This window comes from Pseudomonas sp. JDS08PS003 (assembly GCF_045013505.1).
In the GTDB taxonomy this organism is placed as follows: domain Bacteria; phylum Pseudomonadota; class Gammaproteobacteria; order Pseudomonadales; family Pseudomonadaceae; genus Aquipseudomonas; species Aquipseudomonas protegens_B.
In genome coordinates this window covers 1355288-1377121 of the sequence record NZ_CP120724.1, presented here as the reverse complement: position 1 = coordinate 1377121, position 21834 = coordinate 1355288, and the positions used below count along the sequence as shown (strand labels likewise).

General features: G+C 64.1%; 14 protein-coding genes. 6 read left to right on the top strand and 8 right to left on the bottom strand.

Going from position 1 to position 21834, the window contains the following annotated elements; all coding sequences use genetic code 11:
* The first annotated feature begins 136 nt into the window (after positions 1-136).
* From P7C00_RS06180 to P7C00_RS06170, 3 genes are all read left to right on the top strand, one after another.
* Complete coding sequence (locus tag P7C00_RS06180; protein ID WP_123727618.1) at positions 137-547, top strand: hypothetical protein; 411 nt, start codon at positions 137-139, stop codon at positions 545-547.
* A 35-nt stretch (positions 548-582) separates the two neighbouring features.
* Positions 583-1605 carry a hypothetical protein gene (locus P7C00_RS06175; protein WP_404938314.1) on the top strand — a complete coding sequence of 341 codons (1023 nt, stop codon included), beginning with the start codon at positions 583-585 and terminating at the stop codon, positions 1603-1605.
* Between the two features lie 182 nt (positions 1606-1787).
* On the top strand, positions 1788-2981 hold the full coding sequence (locus tag P7C00_RS06170; protein ID WP_404938313.1) for a DUF418 domain-containing protein: 1194 nt from the start codon (positions 1788-1790) through the stop codon (positions 2979-2981).
* On the opposite strand, the gene P7C00_RS06165 is transcribed toward P7C00_RS06170, so the two are convergent.
* Positions 2978-3511, bottom strand: a complete 534-nt coding sequence (locus P7C00_RS06165; protein ID WP_404938312.1) for a GNAT family N-acetyltransferase — start codon at positions 3509-3511, stop codon at positions 2978-2980. The two genes, P7C00_RS06170 and P7C00_RS06165, sit on opposite strands and share 4 nt — an antisense overlap.
* Positions 3512-3710: 199 nt before the next feature.
* Between P7C00_RS06165 and P7C00_RS06160 the strand changes: the two genes are divergently transcribed.
* Positions 3711-5330, top strand: coding sequence for a glucan biosynthesis protein D (locus tag P7C00_RS06160; protein WP_404938311.1), 1620 nt, complete (start codon positions 3711-3713; stop codon positions 5328-5330).
* A gap of 162 nt (positions 5331-5492) precedes the next feature.
* Here P7C00_RS06160 and P7C00_RS06155 read toward each other — a convergent pair whose 3' ends face one another.
* The 4 genes from P7C00_RS06155 to P7C00_RS06140 all read right to left on the bottom strand — a co-directional run bounded on the left by P7C00_RS06155 (position 5493) and on the right by P7C00_RS06140 (position 9894).
* The gene (locus P7C00_RS06155; protein WP_123473881.1) at positions 5493-6599 is read right to left on the bottom strand and encodes an NADH:flavin oxidoreductase/NADH oxidase; all 1107 of its coding nucleotides are present in this window, start codon (positions 6597-6599) and stop codon (positions 5493-5495) included.
* 248 nt (positions 6600-6847) lie between these two features.
* A complete protein-coding gene (locus P7C00_RS06150) occupies positions 6848-7165 on the bottom strand; it encodes a hypothetical protein (protein ID WP_404939919.1) in 318 nt (105 codons plus the stop codon).
* 419 nt (positions 7166-7584) lie between these two features.
* Positions 7585-9294 (bottom strand): single-stranded-DNA-specific exonuclease RecJ, encoded by a 1710-nt coding sequence (recJ, locus tag P7C00_RS06145; RefSeq protein ID WP_053156512.1) that lies wholly within the window; start codon positions 9292-9294, stop codon positions 7585-7587.
* 57 nt (positions 9295-9351) lie between these two features.
* Entirely contained in the window at positions 9352-9894 is a 543-nt protein-coding gene (locus tag P7C00_RS06140) for a YaeQ family protein (RefSeq protein WP_346633475.1), read from the bottom strand.
* A 219-nt stretch (positions 9895-10113) separates the two neighbouring features.
* Between P7C00_RS06140 and P7C00_RS06135 the strand changes: the two genes are divergently transcribed.
* Positions 10114-11850 carry a hypothetical protein gene (locus P7C00_RS06135; protein ID WP_404938310.1) on the top strand — a complete coding sequence of 579 codons (1737 nt, stop codon included), beginning with the start codon at positions 10114-10116 and terminating at the stop codon, positions 11848-11850.
* Positions 11851-11949: 99 nt separating this feature from the next.
* Complete coding sequence (locus P7C00_RS06130) at positions 11950-13671, top strand: hypothetical protein (RefSeq protein ID WP_404938309.1); 1722 nt, start codon at positions 11950-11952, stop codon at positions 13669-13671.
* 29 nt (positions 13672-13700) lie between these two features.
* Here P7C00_RS06130 and P7C00_RS06125 read toward each other — a convergent pair whose 3' ends face one another.
* The 3 genes from P7C00_RS06125 to P7C00_RS06115 all read right to left on the bottom strand — a co-directional run bounded on the left by P7C00_RS06125 (position 13701) and on the right by P7C00_RS06115 (position 21826).
* Positions 13701-14390 (bottom strand): phospholipase D-like domain-containing protein, encoded by a 690-nt coding sequence (locus tag P7C00_RS06125; RefSeq protein WP_346633478.1) that lies wholly within the window; start codon positions 14388-14390, stop codon positions 13701-13703.
* A 36-nt stretch (positions 14391-14426) separates the two neighbouring features.
* The gene (locus tag P7C00_RS06120) at positions 14427-19574 is read right to left on the bottom strand and encodes a DNA repair ATPase (protein WP_404938308.1); all 5148 of its coding nucleotides are present in this window, start codon (positions 19572-19574) and stop codon (positions 14427-14429) included.
* A gap of 176 nt (positions 19575-19750) precedes the next feature.
* The gene (locus tag P7C00_RS06115) at positions 19751-21826 is read right to left on the bottom strand and encodes a flotillin family protein (RefSeq protein ID WP_346633480.1); all 2076 of its coding nucleotides are present in this window, start codon (positions 21824-21826) and stop codon (positions 19751-19753) included.
* Positions 21827-21834 lie beyond the last annotated feature (8 nt).

Sequence of the window (21834 nt, the reverse complement as noted above, 5' to 3'; positions counted from 1 at the left end):
TTAGCGCCCCGAGTTACGGCACTATCCGCCGCCTGAAAAAACCCGGCGCCACCGACCGGAATCGATGAAGACCTTCCGGCAGCAAGGATGCGCCCATGCCCCGACAGACCTCCGCCACCGCCCACGAGTGCCGCCCATGAGCCTGGACGCCGCAGGCCGTTATCACCTGATACGCATCATCACCGGCCTGGTGCCCTTGTCGCTGCCGGCGCCGCTGTTCTATCTGGCACATTTCTGGGGCATAGCGGTGTATCGCAGCCACTTCGGTTCCATCGCCAAGGGCTTCGGCCTGGGAGTGATGGTGGAACTTCTGCTCCATCTGCTGATCATCGTCAGCGTGCTGGTGGCCCTGGTGCCCAACCTGAAGGCCAAGCTGGGCCTGGTCGGCGCCCTGGTGCTGTTCACCGCCTGGGCGATGTTTCCCGACCATCCGATACGTGGCTACGTCTATTGCTTCCTGATGAGCGTACCGCTGCTGCTGGCAATCTGGCTGGCGCAGTGGCTGTGCCGCTGCTTCGCGCCGACACCTCCGCCAGACACACCATGACCGACGCTCCGCCTCCAACCTTGATGAGTTCGCCGATGCCCGCCCTTCGCCATCTCTTGCGCCCGTTGCTCGCCGTCCTGTTGCTTGGCGCCACCACCCAGGCAGCCCAGGCCGCTGCCCCCGCCTGCCCGTCCAGCGACCTGCCGACCTTCGCCAAGGCCTTTGCCAGCAGCCCGGAGCTGCAGCAGGCGTTCACCGACTCGCCGTTGATCGAACAGCGACCGACCCATGACGAGTACGGCCGCGAGGTCACCACCCGGCACAAACTGACGGGCGATACCCGTCACCTGCTGACCCTGCTCGATCCAGAGGCCCAGGCTCGGGCCGGGCTGCAATCCTTCTGGGAGAGCCAGACCCTGGTGGTGCACGACCCAATGGGCGACGTGGTCCAGGCCTTCGTCTTTCAACAGGGCGCCTGCTGGCAACTGGTGCGGGTAGAGCAATGGTCCATGGACGGTCTGCTCAACCAGGACGCCCCGGCCAATGAAACCGCCCTGCAGCGGCAGATGCGCAAGGCCGATCTGTTCCTGGGCTACGGCGGTCGGGAGCAGTACCTGTTGACCAAGTACTTTTTCGAGCTGGGCCAGCAGATTCTGCTGGACGCCGCCCGGCATGGCTCGGCCACGGCGGCAGTGCAGGCGGTGAGCCTGGGTTACTCGGGCATGGCGCCGGAACTCAAGCCCGGGGAACCGGAAGAATTGCTGCTGCCTTACGCCCAGACCGATGCCGAGGCGGCGTTGATGCTGTCCATGTACTACTGCGATCCGCTCGGCGATGGCTCCATCACCCAATGCCAACAACCGCGCAAGTCCGAAGAGCTGGTGCTGCGCACTGCCCGGGAACTGAACTCGGCCAGCGCCTACTACTACCTGGGCAGCGGCTACGCCGAGGGCAAGTGGGGCACCACCGATGGCCCCCGAGCCCTGGCCTGCTACCGGGAAGCGATCAAGCGCGGCGATCTGAACAGCCTCCGGCCCCTGACCTGGTGGACGAAAAAAGGCGAAACGCCCGCCGGCGAAGCCCAGTGCCTGGATGCCCAGGCTCCAGTGGGGAGCTGAGACCCCTGTGGTCTGCCCCCATGGAGTGGAGGGTGGGCATCACGCTTTTTGACTCTTTTTCACAAGAGTTTGATTGCCCACACACGGCCTGATCGCGTTAATTGAGCGTTCACTCAAGTACCGAAAGGCCGTCCCATGCTTCCCGCCCCCCAAGAACCCACCACGCTGCCAGGACCTTGGAGATGAGTGCGCACCTGCCCGTCCAGGCGGCACGCCTGCAGCACGTGGACGCCCTGCGCGGCTTTGCTCTGCTGGGCATTCTGGCGGTGAACATCTGGTCCTTCGCCGACCCGTACTACACCTCGCCGGTCAGCAATCCAGCCTATGCCAGCAGCCTCGATCATCTGATCCGCTGGCTGGTGTCGGTCCTCTTCGAGGCCAAGTTCTACCTGCTGTTCTCCTTTCTGTTCGGCTACAGCTTCACCCTGCAGATGGCCTCCGCCGAACGTTCGGGGGAGCGCTTCGTGCCGCGCATGCTGCGTCGGCAACTGGCCTTGCTGGCCATCGGCCTGGCGCATGGTGCGCTGTTGTTCTACGGCGAGATCCTCTCGCTGTACGCCCTGCTGGGCCTGGTGCTGCTGGCGCTGCGCGGATTGTCGGCAAGGTGGGCGGCGACCCTGGCGATTGTGCTGATCACGGGAACCGCCGTGCTGATCCTGCTGTTCGGTGTCGAACTGCTGAACGCCGGCCTCTACACCGGCGCCGCCGACGGCGAACCGGCGCTCAAGGACATGGCCCTGGGCGGCGATGCCCTGGACACCCTGGCCTACAACGCCTCTCACCTGCTGGAGACCGCTTCTGCCCTGTGGCTGCTGCAGGGCCCCAGCACCCTGGCGATGTTCCTGCTGGGCTATGTAGCCGGGCGCAAAGGCCTGCTGGTGGCGCCTTACCGCTTTGAGCGCAGACTGCCAGGGCTGCTGGCCCTGACCCTGCCCCTCGGCCTGGGTGGCGCCCTGCTCTACGGATACTGGGCAGCCTACGCCCCTGGTGGCGGCCTGGAAGTCATCGGCTACGGCATCAGCCAACTGACCGCGCCGCTGCTCTCGGCCAGTTACGCCATGCTGCTGCTCAGGGCCTTTCACTCCCCTTCGGGCCAGCGTCTGTGCCAACGCCTGGCCCCTCTGGGACGGATGTCACTGAGCAACTACCTGCTGCAATCGCTGATCCTCTGCCTGCTGTTCACCGGCTACGGACTGGGGCTGATCAACCATCTGTCGCCGCTGTGGATGCCCGTTCTGGTGATCGCCATCTACCTGCTGCAGATGCAACTCAGCGCCCTGTGGCTGCGTACTCATCAGTACGGTCCCTGCGAGTGGCTGCTGCGGGCGGTGACCATCGGTGCCTGGCCGAACTGGCGCAAGCCCCTCCAGGCTTAGACCAGACGCAGATAGAGGTGGATATCCTCGGGCTCGAGGCGCAGCAGTTCCGGGTCCGGGACGGCCAATGGCTCACAGCCCAGGCCGGTATAAAAATCCACGGTATGCCGCGACGGCGTGGCCGACACGTACAAGCCCTGCCCCCCCATGATCAGGGCCTGCTCCCGTGCCAGGGCGAAGAGTTGCCGGCCCAGGCCAAGGCCGCGATAAGCCCGGCTCACATGCAGGAACTTCAACTGCCGCAAGTCCAGCCCGGCGCCCTCGATGGGCAGGCAATCGACCACCGCCGCCGCCACCAGAGCCGGGCCATCGAACACCCCCTGCAACCAGCCGCCGCGCTGGTAACACTGCTGCAAGATCAGCGCGTCATGCTCAGCCTCGCCCTGCGGCCAGCCCTCCACCACTTCATGCTGGGCATAGCGCAGCAGAACGCCGTCCTGCAGGCGGTAGAACTCATCGATGACCTCGGCGCGGTCGATCAACTTGAGCCGTTGGATATCGTCTTCGGTGAGCCGGCGCGGGTGCAGCATGGAAGGGGTTCCTGAAGCTGATCGGTGGTTACCAATGGACACAAGCTAATCATTTTTCTGCCCCTGGCGAACCGTTTATTCTATCCGGCGTCTGTTTACAGTCCGTTGCGTTTGGCCGATGGCATGACCGAACTATCCCTCGCGATCCCCTCATGCAGCCAGGAACGGCTGGGGATCTTTCCCCGTACAAGGTTCACCTATGCACCGCAGGAATCTCCTCAAAGCCTCCATGGCCCTGGCGGCCTACACCGGCCTCTCGGCCAGCGGTCTGCTGGCAGCCAGGGCCTGGGCCGGCGCCGCTGACGGCCAAGCCCAGGCATTCGACTTCGAGCGCCTCAAGGCCCAGGCCAAGCAACTGGCCGCCAGCCAGTACGTGGACACCAAGCAGGTGCTGCCACCGACCCTGGCGCAGATGACGCCGCAGAACTTCAACGCCATCCAGTACGACGGCCAGCACTCGCTGTGGAATGACCTGAACGGCCAGCTGGATGTGCAGTTCTTCCATGTGGGCATGGGTTTCAAGCAGCCGGTGCGCATGCACAGCGTCGATCCCAAGACTCGCCAGGCGCGGGAAGTGCACTTCCGGCCCGCGCTGTTCAACTACCAGAACACCAGCGTCGACACCGCCCAGCTCAAGGGCGACCTGGGTTTTGCCGGCTTCAAGCTGTTCAAGGCACCAGAGCTGGACAGGCACGACGTGGTGTCCTTCCTCGGCGCCAGCTACTTCCGTGCGGTGGACGCTACCGGCCAGTACGGCCTCTCGGCCCGAGGCCTGGCCATCGACACCTACGCCAAACGCCGCGAGGAATTCCCCGACTTCACCCAGTTCTGGTTCGAGACCCCGGACAAGGACAGCACCCGCTTCGTGGTCTACGCCCTGCTGGATTCGCCAAGCGCCACCGGCGCCTACCGCTTCGACATCGACTGTCAGGCCGAGCGCGTGGTGATGGACGTCGATGCCCACATCAATGCCCGCACCGCCATCGAACAGCTGGGTATCGCACCTATGACCAGCATGTTCAGTTGCGGCACCCATGAACGACGCATGTGCGACACCATCCACCCGCAGATCCACGACTCCGACCGCCTGGCCATGTGGCGCGGCAATGGCGAGTGGATCTGCCGCCCGCTGAACAACCCGACGAACCTGCAGTTCAACGCCTTCGCCGACAAGGACCCGAAAGGCTTCGGCCTGGTGCAGACCGACCACGAGTTCGCCAGCTACCAGGACACCGTGGACTGGTACAGCCGCCGTCCGAGCCTGTGGGTCGAGCCCACCACCGCCTGGGGCGAAGGCAGCGTCGACCTGCTGGAAATCCCCACCACCGGCGAAACCATGGACAACATCGTGGCCTTCTGGACCCCGAAAAAACCGGTGGCCGCCGGCGACTCCCTGAACTACGGCTACAAGCTCTACTGGAGCGCCCTGCCGCCGGTGGGCACGCCCCTGGCGCGGGTCCACGCCACCCGTTCCGGCATGGGCGGCTTCGTCGAAGGCTGGGCTCCGGGCGAGCACTACCCGCCAGTCTGGGCCCGACGCTTTGCCGTGGACTTCACCGGTGGCGGCCTGGATCGCCTGCCAGCCGGCACCGGCATCGAACCGGTAATCAGCGCCTCCAACGGTGAGGTTAAGGATTTCAGCATCCTGGTACTGGACGAGATCAAGGGCTACCGCATTCTCTTCGACTGGTACCCAACCAACGACAGCGTCGAACCGGTGGAACTGCGGCTGTTCATCCGCACCCACGACCGCACCCTGAGCGAGACCTGGCTGTACCAGTACTTCCCGCCGGCACCGGACAAACGCAAATACCCGTGATCGGCTGACGGCCCCTGGCCCGCCCTACGGGCCCCTTCGCCGGCAAGCCGGCTCCTACAGACCGCACCGCCTCCGTAGGAGCTGGCTTGCCAGCGCAGGCGTCCTGAAGCCAGGCACAAAAAACCGGCCCACACGGGCCGGTTTTTTTACATCGGCAGGACCTTAATCGCGCAAATCCGACTCATGAATCGGCTGGTCCCTGTGGGTCGCCCGCTGATACTGCGCCGGCCAGATCGCCTTGCGCCCGCCCAGGTCGTCATCCGCATGCAGCGGCCAGTAAGGGTCCCGCAGCAGCTCGCGGGCCAGGAAGATGATGTCCGCCTGACAGGTACGCAAAATATGCTCCGCCTGGGCCGGTTCGGTGATCATCCCCACGGTCCCGGTGGCCATGCCCGACTCCTTGCGCACTCGCTCGGCAAAGCGCGTCTGATAACCCGGCCCGGTGGGAATCTCGGCATTGGCCGCAGTGCCTCCGGACGACACATCGATCAAATCCACCCCCAGGTCCTTGAGGCGCCGCGCCAACTCCACGGTCTCGTCCGGGTTCCAGCCGTCTTCCACCCAATCGGTGGCCGACACCCGCACGAACAGGGGCAGTTCCTCGGGCCACACCCCGCGCACCGCCTCGGTCACCTGCAACACCAGGCGAATGCGGTTTTCGAACGAACCGCCGTATTGATCCTGGCGCTGATTACTCAAGGGCGACAGGAACTGATGCAACAGGTAGCCATGGGCGGCATGCACTTCCACCACTTTGAAACCGGCCACCAGCGCGCGCTTGGCGGCCGCAACGAAGGCCTGGATGATCTCGCCAATCTGCCCCTCGTCCAGCTGAGTGGGCGGCGTGTGCTGCGGGTCGAAGGCAATCCGTGACGGCCCCACCGGCACCCAGCCGCCGTCCTCGGGCTTGACGCTGCCGGACTTGCCCAGCCAGGGTCGATGAGTACTGGCCTTGCGCCCGGCATGAGCCAGCTGGATACCCGCCACCGCGCCCTGGGCGGTGATGAAACGGGTGATGCGCTGCAGGGGTTCGATCTGCGCGTCGTTCCACAGGCCCAGGTCCTGGGCAGTGATCCGGCCCTCGGCGGTGACCGCCGTGGCCTCGGTGAAGATCAACCCGGCGCCGCCGACGGCGCGGCTGCCCAGGTGCACCAGATGCCAGTCGTTGGCCAATCCGTCCACCGACGAGTACTGGCACATGGGCGACACCGCGATGCGGTTGAGAAGGGTCAGTTGACGCAGGGTATAGGGTTCAAGCAGCAGACTCATGGGGCACCTCTCGGTCAATGGTCAGGCTCCAGGGTTCTGTTTGAACGGTCGACGAGTGACTGCGAAGTGAAGCGCCCGCCCCCGCGGGTAGAAGAATGACAAAAGGTCACAAGGCCAATCAGACAGTGCTTAGAGACTAGTCGACAACACTGCCGCCAGCAGGGTTCCTGATGATTGCCCGGGCAAAAACCTTGCGCCCGGGCGGCACAAACGCCAGCCGCTGCGGCGGGACAGCGGCTGGCGGAGCGTCAAATCGCAGGGCCCCTGCGATTGCCATCGAGCAAGGCCTCCACCACGCCACGGGCCATCTCCACCGAATGCACCAGCGACCAGATCAACCCGCGCTCTACGCCACTGGCCTGCTCGGTGATCTCGTCGGACACCTCCTCGGCGGCCTTGAGCAGCATGGAAACGTGGAGCTGTGCTTCTTCGGCACTGATACCGGGGCGCACAGTGAAGGGGTTATCGGGGCCCGCAGGACCAGCGGTGGTGGGTTGCAGCGTCGCGATCAGCGAACCCTCTACGCCGATAATGGCCAGGGCATGGCGAACCCTTTCATTGGCCAGATCGTGGTCAGGATTACGACGGGAAGAAGGAGGGGAAACAGGCGGATCGGGACGATCTTTTTCATGGTGCAGTTCCTCGACGATGAGGCCTCCACACCTAACGCTGCTAGACGTTTAAAAAGGTGGCGGCTGTACGCGGGCTAGCAGACCGAGTCGAGGAACCGGTGCGCCCGAAAGCGCCCCCACGCACAGCTGCCATAACAGCACACTGCAAATATGAATTGCAGTGCTGATGGCATCGCTTGCGTTCGACCCGGGCTGCTATTCCCGATCACTGATAGGCAGTGATGAACCGAGACTAGTCAGCTGAGTAGATCGCCACAAGCGCCCGGGAGTGCGCTCGGAAACCCCTTACAAAAGAAAGAGACATTCCGCCATCCCGTTTCCCCAAAGTCTGGCGAAACCAGCCACAGCGTCCCTTAGCGCGGTTCAATATGGGCAATCATCAACTGCACGGTTTCCTGGCCCCGGAACTCGTTGAGGTCGAGCTTGTAGGCCAGTTCCACCCAGCGGATGGTGGGGTTGGGCCAGACTTCGCGGTCGATGCCGAAGGCGATGCCGTCCAGTTTCAGCGAGCCGCATTCGCTGCGCAGCACCACTTTCAGGTGGCGTTCGCCAACGATGCGCTGCTCCACCAGTTCAAACACGCCATGGAACATCGGCTCGGGGAAGTGCTGGCCCCAGGGCCCGGCATGGCGCAGGGCGCGGGCCAGTTCCAGGTGGAACTCTTCCACGGCCAGGCTGCCGTCCGACAGCAGGCGCCCGGTGAGGTCTTCTTCGCGCAGCTGGCGCCGCACTTCTTCGTCGAAAGCCTCGGCGAAGGCCGGGAAGTTCTGCTCCGGCAGGGACAGACCGGCGGCCATGGCGTGGCCACCGAACTTGCTGATCAGTTGCGGATGGCGCGCGGCCACCGCGTCCAGGGCGTCACGGATATGGAAGCCCGGCACCGAACGGGCCGAGCCCTTGAGCATGCCGTCGCCAGCATCGGCAAAGGCGATGGTCGGGCGGTGGTAACGCTCTTTCAGGCGCGAGGCGAGAATCCCGATCACGCCCTGGTGCCAGTCGGCATCAAACAGGCACAGGCCGAACGGCATCGACTCCACCGGCAATTCCTTGAGCTGGGCCAGGGCTTCGCGCTGCATGCCCTGCTCGATGGATTTGCGGTCCTGGTTCAGTTCGTCCAGCTGAGCGGCCATGGCCCGAGCGGCGGAAACGTCGTCGCTGAGCAGGCACTCGATACCCAGGCTCATGTCGTCCAGGCGTCCGGCGGCGTTGAGCCGTGGACCAAGGATAAAACCCAGGTCGGTGGAGGTAATACGCGAGTGATCGCGCTTGGCCACTTCGAGAATCGCCTTGAGCCCCGGCCGCGCGCGACCGGCACGAATCCGCTCCAGGCCCTGATGCACCAGGATGCGGTTGTTGGCGTCCAGGGGCACCACGTCCGCCACGCTGCCCAGGGCCACCAGATCCAGCAGCTCGCCAATGTTCGGCTGCGGCCGGGTTTCATAGCGACCCAGGCTGCGCAGGCGTGCGCGCAGTGCCATCAGCACATAGAAGATCACCCCGACCCCGGCCAGGGCCTTGCTGGGGAACTCGCAGCCCGGCTGGTTGGGGTTGACGATGGCGTCCGCCGCCGGCAGTTCATGGCCGGGCAAGTGGTGGTCGGTGACCAATACCTGCAAGCCTGCTGCCTTGGCCGCCGCCACGCCTTCGACGCTGGAGATGCCGTTGTCTACGGTGATCAAAAGCTGCGGCTCGCGCTGCAGGGCCACGGCAACGATTTCCGGGGTCAGGCCGTAGCCGTATTCGAAACGGTTGGGCACCAGATAATCGACATGGGCCGCGCCCAGCAGGCGCAGGCCCAGCAAGCCCACGGTGCTGGCGGTGGCGCCGTCGGCGTCGAAGTCGCCGACGATGAGGATGCGCTGGCGCTGGTCCAGAGCGGTCACCAGCAGGTCCACCGCGGCGTCGATGCCCTTGAGCTGCTGATACGGGATCAGCCGCGCCAGGCTCTTGTCCAGCTCCTCCACCGACTGCACGCCACGGGCGGCATAAAGGCGGGTCAGCAGTGGCGGCAGATCGCCGAGAAAGGGCAGGACGGCGGGCAACTCACGGGGTTCGATACGCATGGGCTAACAGCAACTTCTCTTGGGGGACGGTGGATCGTTCAGGTGCGGAGCGGGCGATCAGCCGCGCTCGCCCAGCAGCCATTCCAACTGGACTTCGTGCTGACCGCGATCGTCGGTGACGAAGATCGTGCCTTCGCTGATCATCACGTCCCACTTGATGACGCGCGGCATGTCCTTGGCCAGGGTCTCGAGGACGTCCTGGGGCACGCCGGCGATGTTGAGGTTCTTCAGGTTCTTCACCGCGTCCACCACCCGGGTCTGCCAGACCCGCAGGCTGCCGTAGGCCAGCAGGCTGGTGCGCTCGGTGCGACGCGAGCACCAGGTCAGGCGATCGGCGTCCGGCTGGCCGACTTCGATCCAGTGCAGTACGCGATCGTCCAGGCTCTTTTCCCACAGGGCCGGCTCGTCCACATCCGACAGACCCCGACCGAACGACAGGTGCTCGTTGTACCAGAAGGCGTAGGCCAGCAGTCGCACTGTCATGCGCTCTTCGGTTTCCGAAGGGTGACGGGCGATGGTCTGCTTGACGCTTTCGTAGACCCCGCGGTCGAGGTCGGTCAGGTTCAGTTCGAATTTGTAGGTGGTGGACGGCTGGGCCATGTGCGGGCTTCTTGAGTGTGCGAAAAGGCGGCAAGTCTAACCCGAAACCTGCCGCCCTGCCCGACCACTGACCGGGCCACCCCTGCCCTGGATGACATCCGCTGAAACGCATTGGCTGGGTAAAGTCGGTTGCCAGCCTGTAGCCATGGCTTTATAACCCCGCGCAAACCGGCTGGCGCGCACCGCACCAGAACCGCTGTGCAATAGAAAAGGACGTCCATGACCCTCTTTGTCACCCTGCTTGTCATCGTGCTGGTGTTCATCGCACTGATTTTGTACTCCCGCCAGAAAACCGCCGATCGGAACGAGGGTCTGGAGCTGACCAGCAACCTCACCGCCCAGATCAATCAGACCCTGCTGCTGAGCAAGGCCGAGCCGCTGCTGGCGCTGAAACTGGCAGAGACGCTACCCGGCGAGGCCCGGGAACTGGCCTTGCAGCTGGTGGCCAGCGAGCTCTACCTGGCCGGACACAAGGCCCAGGCCCAGGCGATCTACCAGCAACTGCCGCCCCACGCCCGGGAGTACGTGCTCAATACCCTGATCGAAACACTGCTCGACACCGACGATACCCAAGCCTGCCTGGAACTCCTGGAGAACTGGGGGCAATCCCTGCCCAGCTGGCCGCTGCTGCAAGTGCGTATCCTCCAGGCCCGTGGCGAACAGGACCGGGCCCTGGCTGTGCTGGGCGAACTGAGTGACCCGCAACAGCAGGCCGCCCAGGAACGCCAGAGCATCGGCAACCTGCTGATCCTGGCGCACCTGCAACATCAGGCCGGGATGCAGGACGCGGCACTGGCCAGCGTCGAGCACGCCTGGTCGACGTTTGAGGCATCCGAGGAAAGCCATCGCCAGTCGATTCTGCGCAGGCTGTTCGAGGCCTGCGCGACCCTGGGTCAGTTCGACTCGATCCTCACGCGGGCCGCGCCACTGCCGGCAGAAGAACAGGCCCAGGCAGTCGCCGCCCTGATCAAGGCCGGTCAACTGGACTCTGCCCTCAGTCTGCTGGCCCCCATCAGCGAAGACCTCTACTACACAACGCACAGCGAACTGCTGGACCTGGCCCTGGCCCTGCCGCCGATCGATAACGCCCTGCGCCTGTTGGACAAGGCCCCCGACATGCATCGCTACAGCCTGCTGCTGAGCCTGCTGAGCCACATGGCGACACAAGGCCAGACCGCAGAAGCCGAGGCTCTGTTACTGATCCTGGAAACTGAACCGAGCCAGCATCCGGGCCTGATGCTCAGCCTCTGTGAACAGCACCACGCCACGCACCCGCAATGGGCCGAGGCACTGCTGGCCAAGGCGCTGCAACAGATCGACGGGTACAAGAATGACCATGAGTTCTGGAGCGGCATGCGCATGCAGGCCCTGCGAACCCAGCTACAGCTGCAAAGCCGGCTGCCGGCCCATCGCCGGGACAGCTGGCTGGTACGCAGCGGCCTTGAGGAATTGCACAGCCTGCACCAGCAGGAGGACGGCGAACAGCAATTGCTGTGCATTCGCGAGCAGACCAAGCTACTGCACGACCTGGGGCAGACGGCCCAGGCCAGGACCCTGCTGGAGCAGGCCCTGGCGTTGCTGGACAGCGACACCCTGCCGGAGGTCGATGAGATGGACAAAACCTTCTACCTGGAGGACATCGCCAGCGCCTACCTGAGCATCGACGAGGCGCAGCAGGCCCAGGTCCTGCAGGATCGATTGCACAGCCTGGAGGCCGGCAGTCGCGACCTGGAAGAGGACCTGCTGCTCAATCACATCGAGCACCAGCGCTTCGCCCAGGCCATCGAAGCCCTGAACCTGAGCGTCTTGCTCAGCGACAAGAAGCCTCTGTCGCGCCTGTATGAGGCCCTGGAGGAGCTGCACACACGGGCCCCCGAGCGAGCCAGCGAACTTCAGCAGCAACTGATGGAGAGCTTTAGCAGCGGCATGGCCTGGCGCACCTCTCAGGCGAACTGACCGCCTCCCGGACCGACACCCGCCTGGCTGCAACCCGTTGTCCAGGGCGCCCCCATGCAACGCGCCAGGCCCCGACCCGCACCAAAGGAAAACCGAATCATGGAAGTGCTTATCATCCTGCTGGTCATTACCGGCGTGATCTCGCTGCTGGTGGTGTATGCCAACAAGAGCAGCAGCGGCAATGACCTGGGTATCACCCTGGACGAGGCAGCGCAGATCAATCGCGCGGCGCACCTGAGCGCCATCGAACCGCAAGTGGGCTTGCAACTGGCCCAGCGCCTGACGGGCAAAGCCCGGCAACTGGGGCTGATGCAGATGCCTGCGGCGCTGTACCGACAAGGCGACCAGGAACAGGCCCTGGAAGTACTGGCCGAACTCGATGAAACCTACCAGCCCATGGCCCTGGACCAACTGCTCGAAACCTTGCTCGACAAGGACGGCCCACAGGCGGTGCTAAGCCTGTTGGAGCGCCTGCATCAACCCCTGCCCTCAGCGCCCATGCTGCGCATCCCACTGCTGGTGGCCAGCGGTGAACACGAGCAGGCCCGCGCCTTGCTGGTGACCTTCGGTGTCGAGCAGTTGAGCCAGGACTCCGCCAGCGAGCATCGGCAGTTGGCTGCCCTGCAACGCAGCTTGGGCCTGGCCGACAAAGCCGCCATCAGCATCGGCCTGGCCTGGCAACTGCTACTCAAACAGCCGGCCAACAAACTGGACCTGCATGAACTGGAACAGACCCTGCTCGAGTACCGCGCCCAGGGGCAGGACGCGCAGTTCCCGGCCATGGCCGCGCAATTGCCCGAGTCGGCCCAAATCATCGTCGTGACCCTGCTGATGCAAGCCGGGGAATTCGACGCCGGATTCGAACTGCTGGCGCAAAACCCCGAGCCCGACGACTACTTCGGCTACCCACCGTTACTCAAGCTGATTCTGGACGCCAAGCGCCCGGATCTGGCTACACAGCTGATCGCCCAGGTGCCGGAGTCGGACGCCAGCGAGCTGCTGTTGAGCCTGTTGAACTGGCATGTCGCGCGCAACGAGATGGCCGAGGCCGAGGCGGCCTTGCAGGCCGGCGCCGTCTCGACCCCGCAGCGTATCTGGTGCCTGATCTGTCTGTGGGGCAACTACGTCGAGGAACACTCGCAATGGTGCGCCCATCTGCTGGAGCAAGCCTTGCTGGCACTGGAGACCTTGCGTGGCGATGAGCAATGGCCGTGGTTGCGCCTGCTGATCCTGGAAACCCAACTGCGGGTGCAGGCCGCCCTGCCGCGCCTGCGCCGCGACAGCTGGCTGATCCGCAATAACCTGGAGGAAATGGCGCATCTCAACACCCAGCTCGAATACGCCGATCGTCCGATGAAACTGGCGTTGCAGGCCAAGCTGCTCCACGACCTGGAACAAACCCGGCAAGCCGGCGAACTGCTGGATCAGGCTGTGCAAGCGCTCGACGACGACAGTCAAAATGCGACGCTGGACCCAGCGGAAAAAGCCTTCTTCCTGGAACAGCTGGCGCTGAGCTACGTCTACATCGACGATCAGGCAAAAGCCGCCGAGCTAAAGAGTCGCCTGGAACAGCGGGCGGCCTATGCCAGCCAATTGAGCCAGGCCATGGTGCTGAACCATATCCGCCAGCAACGCTTCGAGGAGGCGATTGCCGGCCTGGAACTGCGCAACCTGTTTATTGGCGAAAACCCGGTGCAGCAGTTGCACCTGGCCCTGGAAACCCTGCGCCAGAGTGCCCCGGAAAAAGCCCATGAGCTGCGCCAGAAGCTGATCGACAGCCTGGCCGCCGAGAGCGCCTGGGGTTACCCGAACGCCGCCTGAGGCCGTATTGAGGCCCGCCGCTGCACGCCTTAACGCGGCGCGTAGCGGCTCCACAGCTCGTTGAACTCCTTGAGATAACTGGCCACCAGTTGCGGGTGGTCGATCACCAGCAGGTTTTCCTCATTGCCGGTGGTGGCGCTGCGGGTCCAGTTGAAGCTGCCGTTGAGCAGGGTCCGGCCATCGAACACAGCGAACTTGTGGTGCATGTGGAACGGCGTGTCGTCGATCCGCACCGGCACGCCGGCCTCGCGTAACGCGGCGATATCGCTGCCGACATCGAATTGCTTTTCACTGTCGCTGATCACCCGCACGGCCACGCCGCGCTGGTGGCAGGCGCGGATTTCGTCGCTCAGTTGATCGTCGGAAATGGTGAACACGCAGATATCCACCGAGATTCGCGCCTGGCGGCACAGGTCGCGGATCTTGCGCCGGCAGTCTTCACCGGGGCTGAAGTGGGCGCTGGCCATGTCGCGCACCGGGGCGCTGTTGGCGTCCAGGGTCTTGACCACCTGCTCCAGCCATTTCAACGCCGGCAGCACATTGGCGCTGTCTGTCAGCGCCAGTTCGCGCACCAGATCAAAGGCGCGGTTACGCATGTAGCGCACCTGGTCCTGGCCCAGTTCGCTGCCCAGTTGACGCAGCTCGTCGCGCTCTTCGTTGCTCAGTTTCAGGTCCAGCAGGCTGTCGCGCAGCTGCTGGTCCAGGTGGGCAAAATCCATGTCGTGATCCTTGGCTGTTCGCCGGCAAGCCGGCTCCTACGGTTGGGGGTCCTTGAGGGTGGGCACATCACCGTTGCTAAGCATGCGGCTCAACTCATCCACACGCGTGGCGATGTCGCCGATGCGCTGGTGGCTGTGCAGGTCGACGTCGATCTTCTTGTGCATGACCTTGATCAGCGGCAGGAAGCTGTTCTCCAGGTGCTCGGAGAGGTTTTCCAGCACGTCGCGCAGTTCGTGCTGCTGCGCGGGTCGGGCCAGGCCGCGTACGCCTTCCACCAGATCGTTGAGCTGGGCCACCACGCGGGTACCGACATCGCTGTCGCTGCCGCCCATGGAGCGGTTGCGCACGAAGTCGCGCTTGATCTGGGTCCAGCGCTCGCTCTGCTCCGGGGTCTGGTTACCGCGCAGCTCGGCGAGCTTGAGCAGGTTTTCCTCGGCGCCGGTGGTCAGCAACTGGGATTCGCCCTGGTAGTGGTCGGCCAGCAGTTGCAGGAGCTCGGCGTCGTTCATCACCGCCGAGATCTTCTCCGCCATCTTGTTCATGTTGCGGTAGCTGCCTTGCAGCTTGAACGGCGGCTCGCTGCGGTACTGGTCGGCCTGGGCGGCGCTGGCGATGTACTGCTGGTTGACCCGCAGCACCACGTCGCGCACCTGCATCAGGCGTTGCAGGGTGGTGGTGATCTCGTTGATCTCGGCACCGCTGTAGCTGTGGCTCAGTTCGTTGCTGGAGAAGGCCTTGCCCTCGGCCTTGGCGACGAAGCGGTAGACGTCCGCCATGTCGCGGGTGGCCAATGGCGCCAGGACCGGGTTGGAGGTCAGGCCGTTCTCGATGTAGCTCAGGGAGAAGGCCTCTTGCATGCCACCCAGGGTGTCGCCGAGGTTATAGATGTCGGCCCGGTTGGCCAGCATGTCGGGGATCTTGAACACCTCGCCGGACTCGGTGTACGGGTTGCCCGACATCACCACGCAGAACTTTTTGCCGCGCATGTCGTAGGTCTTGGTGCGGCCTTTCCACACGCCTTCGATGCGCCGGGTGCCGTCGCACAGCGAGATGAATTTCTGCAGGAATTCCGGGTGAGTGTGCTGGATGTCGTCGACATAGAGCATCACGTTATTGCCCATCTCCAGGGCCAGGTTGAGTTTCTCCAGTTCCTGGCGCGAAGTGGCGTCCGGTGCCTGGGCCGGGTCCAGGGAACGTACCTGGTGCCCCAGGGCCGGGCCGTTAATCTTCATGAAGATCAGCCCCAGGCGGTGCGCCACGTATTCCATCAAGGTGGTCTTGCCGTAGCCCGGTGGCGAAATCAGCATCAACAGGCCCATCAGGTCGGTGCGCTTGTTCTCGCCCACAGTGCCCATCTGCTTGGCCAGGTTGTCGCCGATAAAGCCCAGGTACACATCGTTGATCAGCTTGTTGCGCACGAAGGAGCTCAGCGGCCGCGGCTTGAATTCGCTCAGGCGCAGGGCCGAGCGTTCACGGCCGATGATGCCCTGGCGCAAACTCTGGTAACGCTGCAGGCCAGGCAGGAATTGTTCGCGGTGGGCCCGTAGGCGAGCGAAGAAGCCGTCCACGGTGAGGGACAGGCTGCGCTCCTGGATGCGCGGGTGTTCGCCCATCAGGTTGTCGACCTTGAACCGCAGATCGACTTCGGTGATGCGCTTGGCAAAGTCTTCCCGCAGCAGCGACAGGGCCACCGCCTCAGGCACGTAGTCGGCCCACTCGGCGAACTCGCCCTCGGCGCACAGGGCCGAGAGCCAGTTCTCGGTCAGTGCCCACTGCGCAGCGGGGCGCTCCACCAGCCGCGCCAGGGCCTGCTGGTAGTCGTCCGACATCCGCGCGCCCTGCAGGCGCAGGGTCAGGGCTTCCTGCAGCTGCTTGGCGTATTTGCTGAAGGTGAATTCAATGCGTTCGGCGGCCAGCTCCTGGACCAGGTACTCGGCAGCCTCGGGCAGCAGCTCCACGGCCAGGGTGAAGGCGTGCTGCTGATGCCAGTCACCCAGTGCCACGAGGATTTCCTCCTGCAACTGCTGCAAGCCTTCGCGACGCCCGAACAGTTGCTGGATATGCCGGCTGGTACGGGCACGTTCCACCCATTGCCGGGGTTGCGGCTGTTCCTGCTGGCGATCCCAGTAGAGGCTGGCAAAGGCACGGGCCGTGGCGCCGAAACGCAACAGGCCGGCACTGTCGCGCAGGGGCAGCAGTTGCAGGAGGATCGCTGCGGCGTCGTGGTCGTGGATGCCCTTCTCGTAGCCTTCCTTGTAGCGCGGCGCGGCAAAGTCGCGGATCACCCGCGCCAGTTCTTCAGGGTGCGCCAGCAAGGGTTTCAGGCTTTCCAGGCTCAGGCCTTCCACGCCTCGATCGGCAGCGTCCAGCACTTGCCCGGCGAGGTATTCGGCACGGTACAACTGGGCCGATTCCGACTCCAGGGCCACCTGCCAGAAGTCGCGCAGGGCCTCCAGCTCGGGGTCGCGCAGAGGTTCGAGGAAGTCCGTGCCGGTGAGGTGCAGGTGCAGTTCGTCGCCCCGGGGCATCAGGGTCAGGTCCAGCTCCTGGGTGTTGACGCTGAAACGGTGGCGCGGCCCCAGCTTGATGACGTTGCCGCCCTCTTCGAACAGCTCGGTCTTGTCGCGCAAGGCACGCACGGCCTGATCCCGGGCGCCCTTGAGGCGCGACTCGACATCGTCGGCCTTGACGCTGTCCTTGAGCTCGCGCAGGCGCTCGGCCAGTTCCCGCAGCTTGAGGATCAGCGGGTCGGCGGCGAAGAACGCATTGAGCTCCTCGGCCTGGGTGAACTTGGCGGTGCGCCGGCCGAGGCTGTCGAGAATCCGCCGCGCCGCGTCCAGCAGGCCCTGGGCCTTGCGCTGACGCTCGTCGAGCAGGGATTGCTTGTGGGCCTCGAAGGTTTCCAGCAACTCCTCGCGCTTGCCGAGGATGTCGCCGAGGAACTGTTCGTGATCGCCGAAGCGGCTTTCCAGCTCCTCCAGCTGCACCAGCAACCGCGACAGCTGCTCGTCGCAACGTTCGGGGTCCTGGGCCTGGGCCAAGGCATTGGTGATGCCCTGGCTGAAGAGTTTGAACTGGGCCCCGAACTGCGCCACGGTCTCGGTCGAACCCAGCCCCTTGCGCCGCTGTTCGGCACGGGCCTTGGCCTGGTTCAGGCGGGCGTAGATCTGCGAGATGGATTCAATGATCCGGGTGCGCTGGGTGGCGTCGTCGATCTGTAGCGAGGCCATCAGGCTCGACAACATGTCCAGGTCGCCGGCCATGGCTTGCAGGGCGCCCAAGGGCTCGCTGAGCTGGGCCACGGTTTCGGCTTTCTGCGCCTGGGCGTCCAGGGCTTCGAGCTGGGTCACAAAAGGCTGCAAGGCCTGATCGCTGGCGAGGAAGGTCGCAGTGCCGGCGGCGGTGCGCTCCTGGGCCTTGAGCAGGTCGGCTTCCATGGCATCGATGCGCGCCACGTCGATGTAGCGGTAGTCGCGAATGGTCAGCAGCAGCCCGCGCTGGGCGGTAATGCCGTTCAGAGCATCGACGAAGCTTTGCACCTGATCCCAGCTGTCCACCAGCAGGCTGTCCAGCAGGGCTTTCTGCTTGGCCTCGGCGGCCACCATGGCCTGGTCCGACTGGCGACGGATGCTTTCGACTTTCTCGTATTCGTCGAGCACCAGCTCCGAGGTGGAGGCCACTTCCCGCAGCAGCGGCGCCAGGCCGTCGAGCTCGGCGCTGCCCAGCCAGTGGTACACGTCGAACAGGCGCCGGGTGTTCTGACACAGCAGCGAATAGCGCTGCACCGACACCGCCGGGGTATCGATCTCGCGGCACAGGTCGTAGAGATCGGACACGCTGCGCACCAGTTCGGCATTGCCGATGCGTCCGAGAAAACCGCTGCGGGTCGGTTGCCGCGCGGCGTATTCCTCGGTGAAGAACGGCGTCTGCCAGACCTGCATCGGATGCACCCGGGTCGGCTCGTCGCCTTCGGCAGCGAAGATCACCATGCGCCCGTCTTCCAGGCGCGCGTAGCCGTGGCCGAACAGCGGGTTCTGCAACTGGCGGTTGATCATGTTGTAGGTCAGCAGCACCGAGCGGCCCTGCTCCGGGTGGTAGAAGATGTACTGCACATCTTCACCGTTGGGCGAGCGCACCGAGCGCTTGAAGCGCATGCCTTCCATGGACTGTTCGAAGGTCTTGTACTCGCCGCTCTGCAGGTAATAGCCGCCGGGGAAGATGATCCCGTGGTCTTCCGGCAGCTGCACGCAGGCCAGGCCGATGGCGTCGATGCGCTCCACCTGGCGAGTCAGGCTGTTGAACACCAGATAGCGCCACTGCTCTTCGCGGTACGGCAAAACCTTGAGCAGGATCAGGCTGCCCAGGCGGGCGAATTCGATCTGCGAGTCGTCCAGGGACTGGGTCTTGTCCAGCACCTCTTCACGGTAGATGCCCAGACCCGACTCGGTGTTGTTCTCGACCTTGATGGTCAGGTCGCCGCCGATGGTTTCGACGAACACCGTGTCGAGGATGTTCAGGTGCGGGAAGCGGCCTTCGACCACCATCTCGCGGGTGGCCTTCTTCCATTCGAAGTCGAAGGGCGCCGGCAGGGCGATATCTCGCTCGCCGCGATTGTCGATGTAACGGACGTCCCGTCCGTCCACCGAGATCGACCAACGGAACACCCGCACATCGGTGACGCGCTCGCCGATCTGGAAACTCGCCAGCAACTTGCCGTCACGGATCGCCAGTTGCAGCAGGCGGGTGTTCTTGTAATAGGTGTAGAGCTCGTTGAAATCGTTGAGGAAGCCCTGGGCCGCCAGGAAACTGCCTTCCAGGGGCACGGGCTCGGCTTCGTAGCCTTCGCCCTCTTCCACCAGCCGGTAGAGGGAAAACACGTCGGCGACGCTGGTTTCCTTCTTCAGGCCGATAAAGACGTTGTAGCCAAACAACAGGCAGTCGCCGACCTGGACGATGTCCCGGGCGATGCAGTTGTTCTCGGTACGGATGCGCACCCGCCCGACCACTTCCATGCGGCTGTTGCCGAACTCGTCGAGACGCCTCTGGTTGAGGTCGTCAGTGGTGGCCCGCAGGCGCTGGCCCTGGTCCAGCAGGCGCTTTTGCAGCACCTCATAGGCGCCGCCTTCGGCGACTGCCTTGTCCAATACGTCCTGTGGGGGAGTTGCGACTTGAGCGTCCGACATCGTGGCCTTCCTGGATCTACGGCGGTGTGCAAAAAAGCGGGCTCCTCAAACCTGGAGCCCAGCACCTGAAACCAGCCAGCTGAAACCCGCAGCCTGACACCCGCCCTGCAGCCGTCGATAAAAACGGTAGCTACAGGATCAGGTGAGGGCTGGCGAATCAGCTGTGGTCAGGCATTTCAGGCTTCGGCAGACGGAGCGTCGGCCTTGCGCGTAACGGCAGCGGCGGCCAGCTCAGCGGCTACGGCCGGAGCGCCCTTGCCATTGAGCAGGCGTGCCAGGACGTCCTGGACCACCGGGCTCTTGCCCACCACGCCCTCGATGGCCTTGCCCACCGACAGCGACTTGGCGAAGGAGTTGAAGAAGTCGCCTTCGCCACCAACGATCTCGATCTTGGCCTTGCTGAGGGCGGCGGACAGCACTTCGGCCTGGTCCTTGGCGATTTCCTTGTTGGCGGCGATGGCGGCCATCGCTTCCTCGAAGTTCTTCTCCAATTGCATGCGGAACTCTTCGTGCTGACGTGCGCTGTCGCTGAGGGAGTCCAGGGCACCGAACTTCTTGCCCAGGCCTTCGGCTTCGGCGTTCAGACGCTGCAGCAGCACTTCGGCTTCAGCCGAACCCAGGTCCTTGGTGGCTTTGGCCTTGGCCGCGCCCAGTTGCTCTTCGCCACGGGCCTGAGCCCCGAGCTTCTCTTCCATGACCTTGGCTTCTGCCAGGCCGTCCTTCTCTTTGGCAGCCGCCTGGGCTTCCATGATGCGGGCGTCGGCCAGGCCTTTTTCCTGCTCGCCACGGGCTTCGGCAATCAACTGCTCGGTGCGTACTCGGGCTTGAGCCAGGCCTTCTTTTTCCTGGGCTGCTGCGGTGATTTCCAGCACGCGGGCATCCGCCAGGCCAGGCGCAGCGCGCTCGGCTTCCAGGCCTTCGGCCAGGCGCTTTTTGGCTTCGGCCTGTTTGGCCGCCGCTTCCAGTTCGGCTTGGGCCAGGTTGTTGATTTCCACAGCCTTGTGCTTGGAGCGGGTCTCGTCGGCTTCAGCCTGCTTGACCTGGCGCACCAGATCCTGCTCGGCTTCGGCCTGAGCCTGGATCACCACCACTTGCTTGGCGCGCTCGGCTTCGGACACTTCGCGCACTTCCTTGATCCGCTCTTCTTCCTGGGCCACGGTCTTCTCGACCGCTACCCGCTCACGGATCACTGTGGCGATGTTCTTGCGCTGCTCTTCCAGAGCCTTTTCTTTCTCGATGCGTTGCAGTTCCACTTCACGCTCGCGGGCCACCACTTCCAGGTCCTTGGCGCGGGTGACTTTCTCAACTTCGATGACCACCGCACGCTGACGGTTCTGCTGGGCCACTTCGACTTCGCGATGATGGTTCTCGGTGCGAACGTCGATTTCCTGCTGGGACTGAATACGTGCTTGCTCGGCCTTCAGGCGTTCCTCTTCCTTGACCTTGGCGGTCTCGGCTTCCTCGCGGGCGCGGATGGTTTCGATCTCGCGCTTCTGCCGGGCTTCGGCGTCGGCCTGCTGGCGTTCGAGGGACAGCGAGGCTTCGCGGGTCTCGACGTTCTTCTTCTGGATCGCCAGCTCCTGGTTGCGCTCCAGTTCGTTGGTGATGACGTTCTGCGCCGCAGTCAACTCGGTGATCTTGCGGATACCTTCAGCGTCGAGAATGTTGCTCGGGTCCAGGGAGTGCTTGGCGGTCTGCTCCAGGTAGTCGATGGCTACGTCTTCCAGCACATAGCCGTTGAGGTCGTTGCCGATGATCTCGATGATGCGGTCGCGGAAGTCCTGGCGGTTCTCGAACAGCTGGACGAAGTCGAACTGCTTGCCCACGGTCTTCAGCGCTTCGGAGAACTTGGCGTTGAACAGCTCGTTGACCGCAGCGCGGTCGGAGGCACGGTCGACACCGATGGCCTTGGCCACCTTGAGCACGTCTTCCTGGGTTTCATTGACCCGCAGGTAGAAGGCCACGGTGATGTCGGCGCGCATGTTGTCGCGGCAGATCAGACCATCCTTGGCCCGACGGTCGACCTCCAGGGTGATCAGCGAGATGCGCATGAACTCCTTGAGGTGGATGACCGGGTACACCAGGGCGCCAGTGAAGTGCACCTTGGGGGTCGAGGACATGTCGTTGACGATCAGCGCCGTGCCTTGGGGGACCTTGATGTAGAAGGCCTTGAACAGGGCCAGCAGGCCGAAGACCACCAGAACGACGAGGCCGATCCCGAGCAGGATGGGCAGCAGCGACGGTAAATTCATGCAATCAA

Coding starts and splice junctions, on each gene's coding strand:
- P7C00_RS06180 (WP_123727618.1), top strand. CDS start 137: ATGAGCCTGGACGCCGCAGGCCGTTATCACCTGATACGCATCATCACC.
- P7C00_RS06175 (WP_404938314.1), top strand. CDS start 583: ATGCCCGCCCTTCGCCATCTCTTGCGCCCGTTGCTCGCCGTCCTGTTG.
- P7C00_RS06170 (WP_404938313.1), top strand. CDS start 1,788: ATGAGTGCGCACCTGCCCGTCCAGGCGGCACGCCTGCAGCACGTGGAC.
- P7C00_RS06165 (WP_404938312.1), bottom strand. CDS start 3,511: ATGCTGCACCCGCGCCGGCTCACCGAAGACGATATCCAACGGCTCAAG.
- P7C00_RS06160 (WP_404938311.1), top strand. CDS start 3,711: ATGCACCGCAGGAATCTCCTCAAAGCCTCCATGGCCCTGGCGGCCTAC.
- P7C00_RS06155 (WP_123473881.1), bottom strand. CDS start 6,599: ATGAGTCTGCTGCTTGAACCCTATACCCTGCGTCAACTGACCCTTCTC.
- recJ (WP_053156512.1), bottom strand. CDS start 9,294: ATGCGTATCGAACCCCGTGAGTTGCCCGCCGTCCTGCCCTTTCTCGGC.
- P7C00_RS06140 (WP_346633475.1), bottom strand. CDS start 9,894: ATGGCCCAGCCGTCCACCACCTACAAATTCGAACTGAACCTGACCGAC.
- P7C00_RS06135 (WP_404938310.1), top strand. CDS start 10,114: ATGACCCTCTTTGTCACCCTGCTTGTCATCGTGCTGGTGTTCATCGCA.
- P7C00_RS06130 (WP_404938309.1), top strand. CDS start 11,950: ATGGAAGTGCTTATCATCCTGCTGGTCATTACCGGCGTGATCTCGCTG.
- P7C00_RS06125 (WP_346633478.1), bottom strand. CDS start 14,390: ATGGATTTTGCCCACCTGGACCAGCAGCTGCGCGACAGCCTGCTGGAC.
- P7C00_RS06120 (WP_404938308.1), bottom strand. CDS start 19,574: ATGTCGGACGCTCAAGTCGCAACTCCCCCACAGGACGTATTGGACAAG.
- P7C00_RS06115 (WP_346633480.1), bottom strand. CDS start 21,826: ATGAATTTACCGTCGCTGCTGCCCATCCTGCTCGGGATCGGCCTCGTC.